The sequence below is a fragment of the Flavihumibacter rivuli genome (genome assembly GCF_018595685.2).
GTDB classification, from domain to species: domain Bacteria; phylum Bacteroidota; class Bacteroidia; order Chitinophagales; family Chitinophagaceae; genus Flavihumibacter; species Flavihumibacter rivuli.
This window is the reverse complement of sequence record NZ_CP092334.1, coordinates 43065-58763: the sequence shown is the minus strand read 5'-3', so window position 1 is coordinate 58763 and position 15699 is coordinate 43065. Positions and strand designations below refer to the sequence as shown.

The window sequence follows — 15699 nt, the reverse complement described above, 5'->3', positions numbered from 1 at the left end:
CACCAGTAGCGCCCCAAAACAATACACCCCAAATTTACCACAATCATTAATCCGGAAATCCCTAATGAAGCGTCAAAGTTTGAGCTTAACAGACTGCTTACTTAACCAACCCGCTACCTGGATTATTAACAAGGAAAACAGGAAAGACTTCGCCAATCCCAATATGCCCGTCAGGAAAGGATCCGGCAGGCTAAAGGGGAACAAAGGGATCATAGCATAAGCAAAATAAGGAAGGAGGTAGCAAAGCAATGTATCAGATCCTCCTGCCGAAATAGGCTTAAACCAGTATTGCTTACCCATCCTATCTACCAACCAGGCCACGACAAGGAAAAGTACTACCACAATCGCACTACAAACCAGCACCCAACTTGGCGTAGCCCTGATCTTTGAGATACCCCATAACGGACGTGTAACCAATCCACTAACCAGTAGAACAACAGCTATCGCAACAGAGGCGTAGGTGAACTTCATCCACTGGGGTTGTTCCCTGAAGATCAGGTCCCAGAATAAGCTAGAAAGAATAACACCCGCAAGCGTAAGCGCAGGATGTGCCCCATTTGCAAATGGACCGATCAATTTGAGCAGAAGGCTATCCTCAGGCACTAGTCCCAAATGACTGATGCTGCTCAATACCAAGCATACTAGGAATGCCATGACCATGACCCCAATCCTGCCCTTTGCATAAAGAACCAGCACCGCAGCAACCAGGTAGGCCCAGCCAATCAGACCAAGAATACCCCACCACCAGGTATTGAACCGCTGGGGGCTACCGGTATCCCCACCCAGGTAGAAGTAAGCCAAGGTCACCAGAACGGTAATGCCAACCAACTTCAAGGCCCATTGCAGTTTTACCGGCACATGGTCAGGATACACATTCCATATCAGGATAAATGACAGGCAGCAAGCTACATTCCATATCGGCCTGTTGATCAGGCAGACCTCCTCATTTAGGTACTCGCCGTTCACCAGGAACACACCCATTACCAGTAATGCAAATGACCTGGTGAAAATATGGAGAAGAATTGCCGAATCGGGATCGCCTTTCTTTTTCCTGTTATTGATAGCGAAAGGCATGGACATCCCTACTATGAATAGAAAGGCAGGGAATACAATATCTGCCAGTCCCATCCCATCAGCATCGGCCGAAACATGTTCAAGCCAATTCGGGATATCTTTCAGGGACCAAAGGTCATTAACAAAGATCATCAACAACATGATGAGCGCCCGAAGCACATCAATGGAATGGAGCCTTAGGGGGGAGTTTTTCATTTCTTGCTACTATAGCAATAAAAATAAACCAACAGAAGGTATAACCACCGTTTGCCAACCGCCTCCATTCAACCTATGGCTATAAATTCAAACCCCTATTCAAAAAGATTGCCGCAGAAGCCGTACCACCTGCCTGATACCAAAAAGCTCATATAGAAAAGGCATAGCCAGGTGCGGCGATTCTGCGGCAATAAACCCGGAGTTGACCTACATTTTACTGATCAGCATATCTTCCCGCAGTTTTACTTCAGTAGTGAAATGACTGATCGTATGGGTATGGCGACCTTTCGGCCCCTTTGTGGATATTTCCCATTTTAACTCCAGGAACTCCCTGGGAACAGCGATCTTTTTGGAGAATTGAATGGTTGTAAAGCTGTTGCTGTACAGTACATTGCCGGACAGCTTATCCCTAACCACCAATTCCTTTCGCTCCAGTTCAGGATTGGCGATCTCCACCTTGAAATAATAATACTCCCTATCGCTTCCAGCGAAACTTATAAAGGGTTCGGAAGCTACAGGTAATTCATTGATCACTGTATAGGGAAACAGGCCTAACATTAGCAGGCAGTCTTTTTGGGAATTTGAAGCATGGGCAATGGAACCTGATAATAAGATTACTGCCAACATGGACAGGGAGAGGAATTGCTTTTTCATACAATAACATTTTAAGGTTGATAAAATTGTTATGTATGGCAATTGTCGTTGAGGGGAATTCCCGGAAATGAAAACCGGTTTTCAGTAGCACTACCTAAATATATTCCAAAAATCTGAAAAAGTAACCCATGCCAGGAGGAATCATGGAAAACCGGCATGAAAAAGCCCCGGTTTCCCGGGGCTTGCTGATCATTTGATATTATACTTCTGCTTGTAACGCTCGTTCAACTGTTTGTGCTTGTCGGTCAGGTCAAGCACCCTTCCCTGGATGAAAGCATGGGTGATAATACTGGTACGCATGTCCAGGATATCACCTTCACTAACCACAAGGTTAGCATCCTTACCTACTTCGATGGAGCCCGTCCTGTCTGCGATACCCAGGATCTTCGCAGCATTCAGGGTGATGGCTTGCAGCGCCTGTTCCTTGGTAAGGCCGTAAGCAACTGCTGTACCGGCATTAAAAGGAAGGTTGCGGCCACGGGTCTGGCCATCTTCATCATTGATGGCGAACAACACACCGGCCTTTTGCAAAGCAGCTGCTGTTTTATAAGGCTGGTCAACATCATCATCGGTCATGGTAGGCAGGCTATGCATTTGGGATAAAATGACCGGGATATTATTTGCCTTCAGCAGGTCCGCTATCTGGAAGCTTTCACTACCACCAACAATAACCACATCCATTCCAAACTCCTTGGCGAAGTCCACCGCCACCAACATCTCCTTGACAATATCGCAATGCACAAAGAGCTTCTGGGTCTTATTGAAAAGCCCCTTTACCGCTTCATACTTCAGGTTAACGGCAGCATGAACAGGTTCCTTGGCATAAGCCTGCGCTTCACGGAAAAAGGCCTTCACCTTTTCCACCTGCTCCAATCCCCTTTTCACTGGATCGCCGGCTGGCTGGGCAATTCCCAGGAATTCTGCAAAGGGGTTAGGACGATTGATAAGGCTGGGCATACGGAACTGGATGGCATTATCCATCTTGTAGGCAGCATCTTCCCAATTCCAGGCATCCAGCTGAACAACTGTGGAAGAACCGGATACCAGGCCTCCCTGGGGAATGATATTCGCCAACAGGATTCCATTGCTCTTCAGGGTATTGATCACTTTGGAGTCCGTATTATAGGCAACGATGGAACGGATCGATGGGTTGATTTCCCCGATTTCCGTATGGTCAACGGTTGCTCTAACACTGTTCACTTCAACCAACCCAAGCAGTGAATTGGAAAGGATCAGGCCTGGATAAACATGCTTACCCTTCACATCGAAAACCTTCACGTCATCCATGGGTATTGCCAGGTCTTTGGCGATCTGTTCGATCTTGCCATTGCTAACTTTAATGGTCATTCCTTCCAGCACTTCACCATTGCCAACATGCACGGTGGCGTTCTTCAGGAACAATAAACCTTTGTACTCTTTTGCGGGATATACATTCTCCTGGGCAAAACCCGGAGCTGCCAACATCAAACCGCAAAGTATCTTGAATAATTGCTTTTTCATTTTTTCGCCGCTTTAGTTGTTACTGTTAATAGTCTCTGCCTCGATCACCAGCAAGCCATGCTTGTGGTTATGTTCGGAACAGGTATGCATGATCTCCATACTTGCTGTTGCCGGAACAGTAGGCATACCAGCTTTCTTTTCGCCTGCCATTTTCTGGATCAGCCTGCTGCGTTCAGCAGTGATCCCGGCACGCAATACCTTATCCTTTTCGCGGTCGAAATAGACAATACCATCAACCATGGTCTTCTCGGCCCTGGCATAGATGCTCAGCGGATGATCACTCCACAGTACCAGGTCAGCATCCTTACCCACTTTAATGCTTCCTACACGGTCATCAACATGCAGCATCCTGGCAGGATTGAGGGTAACCATCTTCAAGGCATCTTCTTCACCCATTCCTCCATACTTCACGCTCTTAGCCGCTTCCTGGTTCAGCCTTCGGGCCATTTCAGCATCATCAGAATTGATAGCCACATTCAATCCAACCTTATTCATGATGGTGGCATTGTAAGGAATAGCGTCTACCACTTCCATCTTGTAATTCCACCAATCACTGAAGGTAGATGCGTTGGCGCCATGTGCCTTCATCTTATCAGCAACCTTGTATCCTTCCAGGATATGGGTGAAAGTATTGAAAGTAAAACCAAACTTCTCCCCTACGCGCATGGCAGCCACGATCTCGCTCTGTACATAAGAGTGGCAGGTAATGAAGCGCTTCTTATTCAGGATCTCTACCAGGGCATCCAGCTCCAGGTCCCTCCTTACTGTAGCCCAGGGATTAACAGTTGCTGCACCCTTCTTCGTTTTTGTATCCCCGGTAACACTGGCAGCCTTGATGGTATTTTCATAATCACGGGCACGGGTAAACGCATCCACCAACACTTCTTCCACACCCATTCTTGAATCGGGAAAGCGATTGTTGGAAGTAGCTGCAGTTCGCTTAACATTCTCACCCAGGGCGAACTTGATAAACGGATCCCAATTGGCGAATTTCAGGTCTTCGGCATTGGCACCCCAGCGCAGCTTGATCAACTGGGTCTGTCCACCAATAGTATTGGCAGAGCCGTGAAGGATATGCGAAGAGGTAACGCCACCACTCAACTGGCGATAGATATTGATATCATCGGGATTCAGGTTATCTGCGATCCTTACCTCTGAAGTAACGGACTGGCCACCCTCGTTAATAGAGGCTGCGGCAATATGGGAATGCTCATCGATCACACCAGCTGTCAGGTGCTTACCTGTACCATCGATCACTTTAGCGCCGGCATCAGTAAGTCCCTTACCTACAGCAGCGATCTTTCCATTCTTTACCAGCACATCGGCACCTTCCAGTTTGCCTTCTGCTTCATTTGTCCAAACAGTAGCATTCCTGATGAGGTAGGTCTCCTGCTTCGGCAATTCTTCCCATCCATATCCATTGAATGGGTAAGTCACCTTTCCAATGGCAGGCACAGGCTTCTTCCTTACAGAATCTGCTTTGGTGTCTGCTGCCCTGGATAGGGTTGCTGTGAAATAACCTTTAGCACCTGATGCATCCTCAGCCATACCCTGCCAGATATCGCCATTGTTCACCCCGCTCAATCGGATGGTATTCTTTGACTGTTTTGACTCCGGGAAACTGATCCTGACCATCTTGCCATCATAGGTAAACTTCGTGGCAATGGTATCCTTATCAAGGATATTGGCACTATTGTTTCCTTTAACATCGAGGTTATAGTTCATCTTACCCTTGGGCAAATTCACCACCAGGTTATACTGGCCACCCACTGCATCCCAGGCTGATTCATTCACTGCATATTTTTCGCCCTGCACCCAGTTCTGGTAGATAACGGTCTTTTCATTGAAGATAGGTCCTGAGGCAACCAGGAAATTGGCCAATTTGCCGGCTTCCAGGCTTCCTACATTATTGTACACACCAAGAACAGTTGCCGGGGTCCTGGTCAATGCATCGAGTGCCCTGGCCTCGCTCAGTCCATACTCAATGGCCTTGCGGAGATTGGCCATGAACTGCTTGGTTTCCTTAAGGTCTGCGGTGGTCAGGCAGAAGGGGATATTGGCCTTCTCAAAGAAAGCGGCATTGGCTGGCGCCATCTCCCAATGCTTCATATCTGACAAGGAAACAAAACGGGCATCATTGGGATCCTCTACATCCATAGCCTGGGGATAGCTCAGGGGCAGGATGAAGGTAGCCCTGGTACCAGCCATTTCATTGATGCGCTGATACTCATTACCGCCGGCCTTGATCACATATTGCACCCCAAACTCATCACCGATCTTATCAGCGCGAAGGGCATTCCACTTATCATTGGCTTCGAAGATCTGGGGAAGTGCCTGCGTTTCATTCCAGGCCTTAAGCGTAAGGTTAACGCCTTCCTTATCGGCATTGGTCTTGTACCATTGCGCGTCCAGGTAGGTCTGCCGCAACAAGGCAATACTACCCATCAAACTGCTGGGATAGCTCTGGGTGGAAGTGCCCTTATTGAATGAAAAATGTGCAGCGGCCTTTTCCTTTATGACCAGCTTATTTTCCTTAGCATTGGCAAGGGTTACCAAGGTACCGGTGCCCCTGGCTATTCCATCCCTTACATGGGTAAGCACTGCACCGAAACCAGCTTCGCGCATCCCTTTGGCCTTTGCTTCATCTGCCGCGAACATTTTCACCGCATCCACATCGGCATGCAGGGCCTGGTTCCAGCCATAAGCACCTTTCTGGTTACTGGTCAACTGGGCAGGTGCCAGGAAGTTGAATCCGCCGCGAGGCCGCTCAACAGCAGGCATGCCGTAATCGGCATAGATATCAATAAAGGAAGGATAGATATACTTTCCTTTGCAATCGATCACCATTGCTTCTTTTGGTACAGCTACATTGGTGCCAACAGCAAGGATCTTTCCGTCCTTTACCACCATGGTAGCGTTGGTCAACGTTGTCTGGCTGTTGCTTACAATATTGGCATTGGTGAAGGCAAAAGTGGCCTGCTTTGGATCAGCAATGTCATTAACTGGGAATGTCGGTTGTGCCTGAACGAAAGAAGCAAAGAGTAAACCGGCAATAATAGCCGGTATCCGGCGCCGGGGAGGCGACAGGAATAGCTTTCTCATATGCGTGTAGGTTTTGTTTAAGTGAAATCCGAATTTATGCAAATGAGCTAACTTAGGCCACCAAATATGACTAACGGCAACTATTTTTTATGAACATAGCAGGGTATATCGACCATACTATTTTGAAGCCTACCACCACCATCGCAGATATTGAGAAATTATGTAATGAGTCGGTGGAATATGGATTTGCTGCTGTTTGCGTTCCTCCTCCCTTTGTAAAAAGGGCCGCTGCCATCCTTGCGCCGACCCATGTCAAAGTGGCTACGGTCGTAGGTTTTCCTTTTGGCTATTCAGCAACAGAGGCAAAAGTGGCGGAGACCATCCTTGCCATTGTTGATGGCGCACATGAGATCGACATGGTCATCAATCTTATCGCATTAAGGCAGCAGGACTGGTCCTACCTGGAGAAGGAAGTTCGGCTACTGGTGGAGGTATGCCACAATAAGGGTAAACTCCTAAAGGTGATCATTGAAAGCGGGATCCTTACAGAAGGAGAGATCATTGCTTGCTGCCAGAAACTCGGCCCCTTAGGTATTGATTTCATGAAAACCTCTACAGGCTATGCAGAAAAAGGCGCCAGTGTAGAAGCGGTAGAACTGATGCGCAAACATCTGCCGGCAGGTGTAAGGATAAAGGCTTCCGGCGGCATTCGCGATTATGCCTTTGCCAGCGCCCTGGTTGCTGCCGGGGCCGAAAGGTTAGGCTGCAGCGCCAGCGTGGCCATTGTTAAGGGAGAACCCGGGCACAACACAACAGGCTATTAATTCTGGCGAGGAATTTGCTAAAGCTAAAGTATGAAACAGATCTTATCCCTTGTATTATTATTGCTCGTCAAGGCTGGATTTGGACAATCCGACAGCCTGGTGGTGTATAAGGACCCAAGGATCGATCAATTGGTCCGCAAACAGGCAGAGATAAATGAATTCACCACCCGTGAAGCCAGGCGGAATGTTTCCGGATTCCGTATCCAGGTGATCAATACCACTGACCGCAATGCAGCCATTTCTGCAAAGACAAGGGTGTATAAACTTTTCCCGGAACTGAAAGCCTACCTGATGTACCAGTCACCTTATTTCAGGTTAAGGGTAGGCAATTTCAAGACCAGGAAAGAAGCGGAAGAATACCAGCGGCAATTAGCAAGGGAGTTTAAGAACAACGTTTACATTGTCAATGATGTGATAGAGGTTGATCCTACCGACTCCCTCATGCAGGAACAATAACCAGGCTGCAACAGGCATTCCAGGACTTTCCCATTCCTATCTTATATCCTGCTGCCCGATTGGAGGCAGATGCCTTATTTTTGGAGCATGAGTATTCACGGAACAATAAGGCAGTTGGCAGCACAATATGCAGAAGAGTACGTGTCAGTCAGAAGACATTTGCACGCCCATCCTGAACTGAGCTACGAGGAATATGAAACCAGTTCCTTCATCCAATCCAAATTAAGGGAATGCGGCATCCCCTTCCAGGTGATGGCCACTACCGGGGTGGTCGGCCTCATTGAAGGACGTAACCCGGGTTCCAGGGTGATCGCCTTGCGTGCCGACATGGACGCATTACCTATTGAAGAAGCCAACGATGTCCCCTACCGTTCCCTGAAAAAAGGTATCATGCACGCCTGTGGTCATGATGTCCATACTACCTGCCTGCTGGGTGCAGCCAGGATCCTCAATGAATTAAGGGACCAATGGGAAGGAACCGTTAAACTGGTCTTCCAGCCGGGAGAAGAAAGGAACCCCGGTGGTGCAAGCCTGATGATAAAAGATGGTGTACTTGAAAATCCCCGTCCGGAAGCCATTGTCGGCCTTCACGTTCATCCGCAGATGCCGGTTGGACAGGTAAGCTTCCGTTCGGGAAAGGTAATGGCCAGTGCAGATGAGATCTACATTTCTGTCAAAAGCAAGGGCGGACATGCGGCCGGCCCCCACCTGACCGTAGATACCATACTGGTAGCATCGCATATTGTGGTGGCCTTGCAGCAGGTAATCAGCCGTAACCGCGACCCATTGCAACCATCGGTGCTGTCCATTACCTCCTTCCAGGGTGGCCATACCACCAATGTGATCCCCGCCGAAGTGAAACTAATGGGAACATTCAGGGCAATGGATGAGCAATGGCGTTTCGAAGCGCATAAACATATCCGTGAGATCGTGGAAGGCGTCGGGAAAAGCATGGGGGCGAGTGTTGACCTCCATATCGACATTGGTTACCCAACCGTGTACAATAACGAACGACTGCATGAAAAGGCCAGTGCCATTGCCAGGGAATACATGGGCGAGGAGAAGGTTGGCGAAACAGAGATCAGGATGGGTGCGGAAGATTTCGGCTATTATTCCCAGCAAATTCCCGGTTGTTTTTTCCGCCTGGGTGTAATGAACAAGGAAAAGGGGATCACTTCAGGAGTACATACCCCAAATTTTGATATTGACGAAACTGCCATCCCCATCGGTATAGGCCTGATGGCCGCCATGGGCGCAGGACTCAGCTATTGAAATATTTACCGGGTTATTGCAGTTTAACGGGCGGCCTTAGCCCGATTATCTTCTCATATGGTCAGTCGTATTGCCCTTCCGGGCGGGCAGCCCCCTATCCCAACAGTCCGGGGCAGCACTTATAAACGCTATAAGGGCCACTAGTCTGGCTCATTTTCGTATTTTGCACCCCTGTTTCTAACCAAACCGACCATCCATTTGGATTCCACAATGGCAATCATGCCGTGGAACGGGGATCAAACCCCTGAACATTAAAAAAACATTATGGCGAAAGAAGCAAGACGATCGCAAGCCCTTGAATACCATGCAAAAGGCAGGCCGGGAAAAATAGAAGTCATTCCAACCAAGGAAGCGAAGACCCAAAGGGACCTGTCATTGGCCTATAGCCCCGGAGTGGCTGAACCCTGCAAGGAAATCGCAGCACATAAGGAAAATGTATATAAGTACACGGCCAAGGGCAACCTGGTGGCCGTGATCAGTAATGGAACGGCAGTGCTTGGCCTGGGCGATATTGGCCCAGAAGCGAGCAAGCCGGTAATGGAAGGAAAAGGCGTATTGTTTAAAATATTCGCTGATATTGACGTATTTGATATTGAGGTAAACGAGAAAGACCCTGTAAAGTTTGTAGAGATCGTAAAGGCACTTGAGCCCACATTCGGCGGGATCAACCTGGAAGACATAAAGGCCCCCGAATGCTTTTACATAGAACAGGAGCTCAAAAAGCAGCTGAAGATCCCTGTTATGCATGATGACCAGCATGGTACTGCTATCATCAGCGCAGCTGCCCTGATCAATGCACTGGAGCTCCAGAAAAAGAAGATCGAAAAGGTACGGTTCGTGGTTAATGGCGCCGGTGCCGCGGCTATGGCCTGCGTGAAGCTTTATGTTTCCCTGGGAGCCAGGCATGAAAACTTCATCATGTTCGACAAGGACGGGGTGCTGCATGCAGGACGTACCGATCTGGGCGAGGACAAGAAACCATTTGCCGTAAAATCACCAGACTGGACATTGGGCAAGGCAATGGAAAATGCCGATGTATTCCTGGGGCTAAGCGTAGGCAATGTAGTAACCACGGAAATGGTGCAGGGCATGGCCAAGAACCCGATCGTTTTCGCGATGGCCAACCCCGACCCGGAGATCACTTATGAAAAAGCCGTGGCTGCCCGAAAGGATATCATCATGGCTACAGGCAGAAGTGATTATCCCAACCAGGTGAACAATGTATTGGGTTTCCCCTTTATTTTCCGTGGTGCCCTTGATGTAAGGGCCACACAGATCAATGAGGAAATGAAACTGGCCGCAGTAAGGGCATTGGCAGAACTGGCCAAGAGCCCGGTCCCCGATATCGTTAACCTGGCCTATAACGAAAAGAGCATGAGCTTTGGTCCGACCTATATCATTCCAAAGCCCCTTGATCCCCGTTTGTTGTCAACCGTTGCCCCTGCAGTGGCGAAAGCCGCGATCGACAGCGGTGTTGCCCAGTCAACCATTACTAACTGGGATGCCTATTCGGTTGAACTGAACAAAAGGCTGGGACTTGACAACCAGTTAATGCGCGTAATCGGCAACAAGGCGAGGAAAGACCCCAAGCGACTGGTATTTGCAGAAGCCGATAACCTCAAGATCCTGAAAGCTGCCCAGATCGTGTTTGAAGAAGGCGTTGCCTACCCCATCCTGCTGGGAGATGAGAAGAAGATCCGGACCATTGCCGACTCCAACAGCATCGACCTCGATGGCATTCCCATCATTGACCCGAGGAGCGATGAGCAGGAAGAGAAACGCAAACTGTATGGCCAGGTATTGTTCCAGAAGCGGCAGCGCAAGGGACTGAACAAGTATGAGGCTTACAAGATCATGAAGGACAGGAACTACTTCGGGTGCATGATGGTGGAGACCGGCGATGCCGATGCCATGATCTCCGGCCTGACCCGCAACTACGATGAAACCATCCGACCAGCCATCCAGGTGATCGGCACTGAAGAAGGTGTGAAGAAGATCGCAGGGATGTACTTGTTGCTCACCAAGAAAGGCCCACTGTTCCTTGCCGATACAACAGTCAACTTCAATCCTACTGCCGAGGAACTCGCAGACATTACCCTGATGGTGGCGAAAGAGGTGAGGAACTTCAACATCACCCCAAGGATCGCCATGCTGAGCTATTCCAACTTCGGCAGCAGCGCTTCGCCGGAAGCCAAGCTGGTAGCGGAAGCCAGGAGAATTGTCAAGGAAAGGAACCCGTCCCTGGTAGTGGATGGCGAAATGCAGGCAAGTATCGCTTTCAATAAAGAGATCCTGAAAGAAAACTATCCCTTTAGTGAACTGGTAGACGAGGATGTAAACACACTGATCTTCCCCAACCTTGCAGCAGGTAACGTAGCATATAATCTCCTGAAAGAAGTAGGTGGCGCGGATGCGATCGGGCCTATCCTTTTGGGCATGAAAAAGCCCGTACATGTACTACAATTGGGCAGTTCTGTAAGGAGCATCTTCAATATGGCCCTTGTTGCGGTCATCGATGCGCAGATCAAGTGCAGTAAAACGGCAACAGCGGAGATCGTTACCAAGTCGAAGTGGTGGAAGAAATTCCAGAATGTCTCCCGGGACATTTGACCATGAACGGGAATAAACCAATTTAAACCAAGCAAGCAAAGCGCATGACTTTTTTTACAGATTTTGGTCGATACCTATTGATGCTGAGGGGAATGTTTTCCAAACCGGAAAACGGCAAAGTGTACTGGAAGGAGTTCATGCATCAATGCTCCGAACTTGGCATCGGGTCGCTGGGGATCGTGGTGATCATCTCCATTTTCATGGGGGCAGTTTCCACCCTGCAAACCGCCTACCAGCTGGTGAGTCCGATCATTCCAAAATCCACCATTGCCCAGATCGTGCGCGATACGGTATTGCTGGAATTCGCCCCCACCCTTGTTTGTATCGTACTGGCCGGAGTGGTAGGCAGTAAGATAGCCAGTGAGTTGGGGAACATGAGGGTGAGCGAACAGATCGATGCATTAGAGATCATGGGCATCAACACCAAGACCTACCTCATATTACCCAAGATCGGTGCGGCCCTCCTGGTGATTCCCATGCTGGTTGTGATCTCCGCGGCTTTGGGTATTTGGGGAGGAAGACTGGCAGGCACTGCTTCTGGGATCTTGTCGGGCACCGATTTCGACAGGGGCTTACTCCAGGCATTCCTTCCTTTCAATGTAACCTTTGCCCTCATCAAGGCTTATGTATTCTCCTTCATTATTTCCAGTATCCCGGCCTTTTACGGTTATTACGTGGAAGGAGGTGCATTGGAAATCGGCAGGGCGAGTACGAAATCGGTGGTGGTGAGTTGCGTTCTCATACTTTTTGCAGACTACATACTGGCTGCCCTTTTGTTGTAAGGACAGGACAGGCAGGGTAACCTTATCCAATAATACAGATCCATTCAAAGCATGATCGAAGTAAAAAATATCCGGAAGAGTTTTGGTGACAAGGTGGTGATCAATGACGTGAGTGCCGTTATGGAGGCAGGCAAATGCAACCTCATTATCGGTTCCAGCGGCAGCGGCAAGACGGTGTTCATGAAGTGCCTGGTCGGCCTGTTCCAGCCGGATAATGGCCATATCCTTTACCAAGGTGAAGACTTCACTTCCATGGACGATGCCAAGCGAAAGGAGATCAGGAAAGAGATCGGGATGCTTTTCCAGGGATCGGCCCTCTTTGATAGCCTGACCGTTGAACAGAATGTGCAGTTTCCGCTGGACATGTTCACCGACTGGAGCCTGGAGGAGAAAAAGAAAAGGGTCAATGAAGTGCTGGACCGGGTGAACCTGAAAGACGCCAACAAAAAGTTCCCAGCCGAGATCAGTGGCGGGATGAAAAAAAGGGTGGGTATTGCAAGGGCCATTGTCCTGAACCCAAAATACCTCTTTTGCGATGAACCCAACTCGGGTCTCGACCCCCAAACCTCCCTGGTGATCGACAAACTGATCAAGGAACTAACCACCGAATTCAATATCACCACGGTGATCAACACCCATGACATGAACAGTGTGATGGAGATCGGGGACCATATCATTTATATGTACCAGGGTAATAAGGAGTGGGAAGGCAATAACCAGGAGATCATCTTCAGTAAGAACCAGCGCCTGAATGACTTCATCTTCGCCTCGGAGTTCCTGCGTGATGCCAAGGACATGCGGATGCTCGAACACAAGGGCAAGATCGACAATAACCGGAATATGGATGAGCTCCTGAAATAATCGGATGCTAAAGCCCCCTGGATTTTTTAACCCTGAGGCTCTAAATTCATCATTCCTCAATTCCTCATTATACCTTAGCTTTGCCCAACTTTAATTGAGCCATATGAGCGTTTTAGTCAATAAAAACTCCAAGATCATTGTACAGGGCTTTACCGGTACAGAAGGAACATTCCATGCAACCCAAATGATTGAATACGGCACCCAGGTAGTAGGTGGTGTAACGCCAGGAAAAGGTGGCTCTACACATCTCGACCGTCCGGTTTTCAATACCGTTGCAGAAGCGGTAAAGGCTACCGGAGCCAATGTGTCCATCATTTTCGTTCCCCCGGCATTTGCTGCTGACGCCATCATGGAGGCAGCTGATGCAGGTATTGAACTGGTTGTTTGTATCACTGAAGGTATTCCTGTTCAGGATATGGTGAAGGCCAGGCATTTCCTGCAGGGTAAGAATACCCGCCTGGTAGGTCCAAACTGTCCTGGTGTGATCACCGCCGGTGAATGTAAAGTAGGCATCATGCCCGGCTTTGTGTTCAAGGCAGGTCGTATCGGTATCGTTTCCAAGAGCGGCACCCTGACCTACGAAGCAGCTGACCAGGTTGCCAAGGCTGGTTTGGGCATTTCAACTGCTATCGGAATTGGCGGCGACCCCATTATCGGAACCCCAACGAAAGATGCTGTTGAGCTGCTGATGAACGACCCTGAGACTGACGCGATCGTTATGATCGGTGAGATCGGAGGAAGCATGGAAGCAGATGCAGCCCGCTGGATCAAGGAGAACGGCACCAAGCCGGTGGTTGGTTTCATTGCCGGCCAGACAGCTCCTCCCGGCCGCCGCATGGGCCATGCCGGAGCCATCATTGGTGGTGCAGATGATACCGCTGCCGCTAAAATGAAGATCATGGCAGAATGTGGCATCCACGTGGTTCAAAGCCCCGCTGACATCGGCAAGAGGATAGCGGAAGTGGTGAAAAAATAAAAGATCATATTGAAAAAATCTGTAAAGCGGCTGGAAATCCAGCCGCTTTCTTATTTTCGCGCCAAGTTAAACTTATCTACTGAAAGCAATTTTTGTCCAGCTATCCTAAGCCAACTAATTCGTAACTATTTTTTTAACGGACAAAACTATTGCATGAAGAAGATCTTTACCACCCTTCTTTTATTCACCTCCACAGGCTCAGTTGTATTTAGCCAAACCAATCTATTAACCGAAAATTTTGGAAATACAGCAGTATCAACCAATGTTATTGCTTCCAATTACACGGGTTACCAAAACTATGCTTTGGGCCGGTTTGTAGGCAGCTCTAATAATGTATTTGTTAGCTCAACCACACCAGCACCTGGAAACGGAGGAAACAATATCCTAATGCAAAGGGGGAATAGTTTCACCATTAATAATATCAACCTCATTGATGCATTAAATTTTCAAGTAACTTTTAGCTTATTTGCATTTAATACTGGTAATGGAAACGCAAGTGCCGCAAGCACAAACTTCAATGTTGAGTATAGCTTAAATGGAGGTAATTTTATATTGCTTAACTCTACTGCGTCATTTGCTTATGGGGCATGGTCAACAATTACAACCCCTCCCTTAACGGGTGTCTTGACAGGGGTAAACAATCCAACACTTGCAATAAGGTTAGTTGCTGTAGGTGGAACTGGCCAAGGTAATGTTGCCAACTGGAGAATTGACAATTTTTCAGTAACAGCCTTAAACATCCTCCCCCTCACCACCCGCAACTTCACCGCCGCCCCCCGCAATGGAAAAGTGCAACTGGATTGGACAGGAGTAGCCACCCATATCAGTGCTTATTTTGAGGTGGAGCGCAGTGATAAAGTGAATGGAAATTATTCAACTATCGCCAAAATACCGGTAAGCAGTGTTGGCGAAGCAGCCTATCGATTCATGGACAACAGTCCCCTGGAAGTTGACAACTACTACCGCATCAGGATCGTGGATGAGAACCAAAAGGTGACCTATACAAGGATACTGCAGGTACGCCTTACCGGTAGCCACCTGGCTCTCAACAACCTGTTTCCCACCCTTGTACAGGGCAACCTTAACCTGGTAGTGAGCAATGGCAACAAAGGTGATGCCCAGATAGAAGTGATCGATATGGCAGGCAGGATCGTGTTAAAGCAATCCCTGTCGTTGAATACCGGCAGCCAGACCATCCAACTCAACGTAAGCAGGCTGACCCGCGGTTCCTATACCGTATTGCTCAGGAAAGGTGACCAGACCGTTCAATCAAGGTTTATCAAACAGTAAACACCTTACAACTCTTTTGAAAAGCGGCATTATGCCGCTTTTTTTGTTTACCACCCTTCTCCCCAAAACCTCACCATCCCCAAAAAAAAGTTAAGTTCTGTTGCTGCAACCATATTCCTGCAGATATGGTCATAAACTGCATCACTTAATGTATGTATTTGAC

12 protein-coding genes are annotated in these 15699 nt (G+C 48.6%); 8 read left to right on the top strand and 4 right to left on the bottom strand.

Translation table 11 applies throughout. The annotated features are described in order from the left end of the window. Positions 1–72: 72 nt before the first annotated feature. The 4 genes from KJS94_RS00230 to KJS94_RS00215 all read right to left on the bottom strand — a co-directional run bounded on the left by KJS94_RS00230 (position 73) and on the right by KJS94_RS00215 (position 6525). Positions 73–1269 carry a heparan-alpha-glucosaminide N-acetyltransferase domain-containing protein gene (locus tag KJS94_RS00230; protein WP_214446759.1) on the bottom strand — a complete coding sequence of 399 codons (1197 nt, stop codon included), beginning with the start codon at positions 1267–1269 and terminating at the stop codon, positions 73–75. Positions 1270–1476: 207 nt separating this feature from the next. Continuing rightward, positions 1477–1923 carry a hypothetical protein gene (locus KJS94_RS00225; protein ID WP_214446758.1) on the bottom strand — a complete coding sequence of 149 codons (447 nt, stop codon included), beginning with the start codon at positions 1921–1923 and terminating at the stop codon, positions 1477–1479. Between the two features lie 189 nt (positions 1924–2112). Then, positions 2113–3423, bottom strand: a complete 1311-nt coding sequence (locus KJS94_RS00220) for an amidohydrolase family protein (protein WP_214446757.1) — start codon at positions 3421–3423, stop codon at positions 2113–2115. Positions 3424–3435: 12 nt separating this feature from the next. Continuing rightward, positions 3436–6525 (bottom strand): amidohydrolase family protein, encoded by a 3090-nt coding sequence (locus KJS94_RS00215; protein ID WP_214446756.1) that lies wholly within the window; start codon positions 6523–6525, stop codon positions 3436–3438. Positions 6526–6614: 89 nt separating this feature from the next. On the opposite strand from KJS94_RS00215, the gene deoC reads away from it, so the two are divergent. From deoC to KJS94_RS00175, 8 genes are all read left to right on the top strand, one after another. Then, the gene (deoC, locus tag KJS94_RS00210) at positions 6615–7289 is read left to right on the top strand and encodes a deoxyribose-phosphate aldolase (RefSeq protein WP_214446755.1); all 675 of its coding nucleotides are present in this window, start codon (positions 6615–6617) and stop codon (positions 7287–7289) included. 30 nt (positions 7290–7319) lie between these two features. Next, positions 7320–7745, top strand: a complete 426-nt coding sequence (locus tag KJS94_RS00205; protein WP_214446754.1) for an SPOR domain-containing protein — start codon at positions 7320–7322, stop codon at positions 7743–7745. An 87-nt stretch (positions 7746–7832) separates the two neighbouring features. Next, on the top strand, positions 7833–9017 hold the full coding sequence (locus KJS94_RS00200; RefSeq protein WP_214446753.1) for a M20 metallopeptidase family protein: 1185 nt from the start codon (positions 7833–7835) through the stop codon (positions 9015–9017). 264 nt (positions 9018–9281) lie between these two features. Then, entirely contained in the window at positions 9282–11627 is a 2346-nt protein-coding gene (locus KJS94_RS00195) for an NADP-dependent malic enzyme (protein ID WP_214446752.1), read from the top strand. A gap of 44 nt (positions 11628–11671) precedes the next feature. Next, complete coding sequence (locus tag KJS94_RS00190) at positions 11672–12409, top strand: MlaE family ABC transporter permease (protein WP_214446751.1); 738 nt, start codon at positions 11672–11674, stop codon at positions 12407–12409. A gap of 51 nt (positions 12410–12460) precedes the next feature. Then, positions 12461–13270, top strand: coding sequence for an ABC transporter ATP-binding protein (locus KJS94_RS00185; protein WP_214446750.1), 810 nt, complete (start codon positions 12461–12463; stop codon positions 13268–13270). A 103-nt stretch (positions 13271–13373) separates the two neighbouring features. Further along, positions 13374–14246 carry a succinate--CoA ligase subunit alpha gene (gene sucD, locus KJS94_RS00180; protein WP_214446749.1) on the top strand — a complete coding sequence of 291 codons (873 nt, stop codon included), beginning with the start codon at positions 13374–13376 and terminating at the stop codon, positions 14244–14246. 624 nt (positions 14247–14870) lie between these two features. After that, the gene (locus KJS94_RS00175; protein ID WP_214446748.1) at positions 14871–15536 is read left to right on the top strand and encodes a T9SS type A sorting domain-containing protein; all 666 of its coding nucleotides are present in this window, start codon (positions 14871–14873) and stop codon (positions 15534–15536) included. Positions 15537–15699 lie beyond the last annotated feature (163 nt).

Excerpts from the sequence above, each read along its gene's own strand:
- deoC (WP_214446755.1), top strand. The coding sequence starts at position 6,615 with ATGAACATAGCAGGGTATATCGACCATACTATTTTGAAGCCTACCACC.
- KJS94_RS00190 (WP_214446751.1), top strand. The coding sequence starts at position 11,672 with ATGACTTTTTTTACAGATTTTGGTCGATACCTATTGATGCTGAGGGGA.
- KJS94_RS00205 (WP_214446754.1), top strand. The coding sequence starts at position 7,320 with ATGAAACAGATCTTATCCCTTGTATTATTATTGCTCGTCAAGGCTGGA.
- KJS94_RS00225 (WP_214446758.1), bottom strand. The coding sequence starts at position 1,923 with ATGAAAAAGCAATTCCTCTCCCTGTCCATGTTGGCAGTAATCTTATTA.
- KJS94_RS00220 (WP_214446757.1), bottom strand. The coding sequence starts at position 3,423 with ATGAAAAAGCAATTATTCAAGATACTTTGCGGTTTGATGTTGGCAGCT.
- KJS94_RS00195 (WP_214446752.1), top strand. The coding sequence starts at position 9,282 with ATGGCGAAAGAAGCAAGACGATCGCAAGCCCTTGAATACCATGCAAAA.
- KJS94_RS00185 (WP_214446750.1), top strand. The coding sequence starts at position 12,461 with ATGATCGAAGTAAAAAATATCCGGAAGAGTTTTGGTGACAAGGTGGTG.
- KJS94_RS00230 (WP_214446759.1), bottom strand. The coding sequence starts at position 1,269 with ATGAAAAACTCCCCCCTAAGGCTCCATTCCATTGATGTGCTTCGGGCG.
- KJS94_RS00200 (WP_214446753.1), top strand. The coding sequence starts at position 7,833 with ATGAGTATTCACGGAACAATAAGGCAGTTGGCAGCACAATATGCAGAA.
- KJS94_RS00215 (WP_214446756.1), bottom strand. The coding sequence starts at position 6,525 with ATGAGAAAGCTATTCCTGTCGCCTCCCCGGCGCCGGATACCGGCTATT.
- sucD (WP_214446749.1), top strand. The coding sequence starts at position 13,374 with ATGAGCGTTTTAGTCAATAAAAACTCCAAGATCATTGTACAGGGCTTT.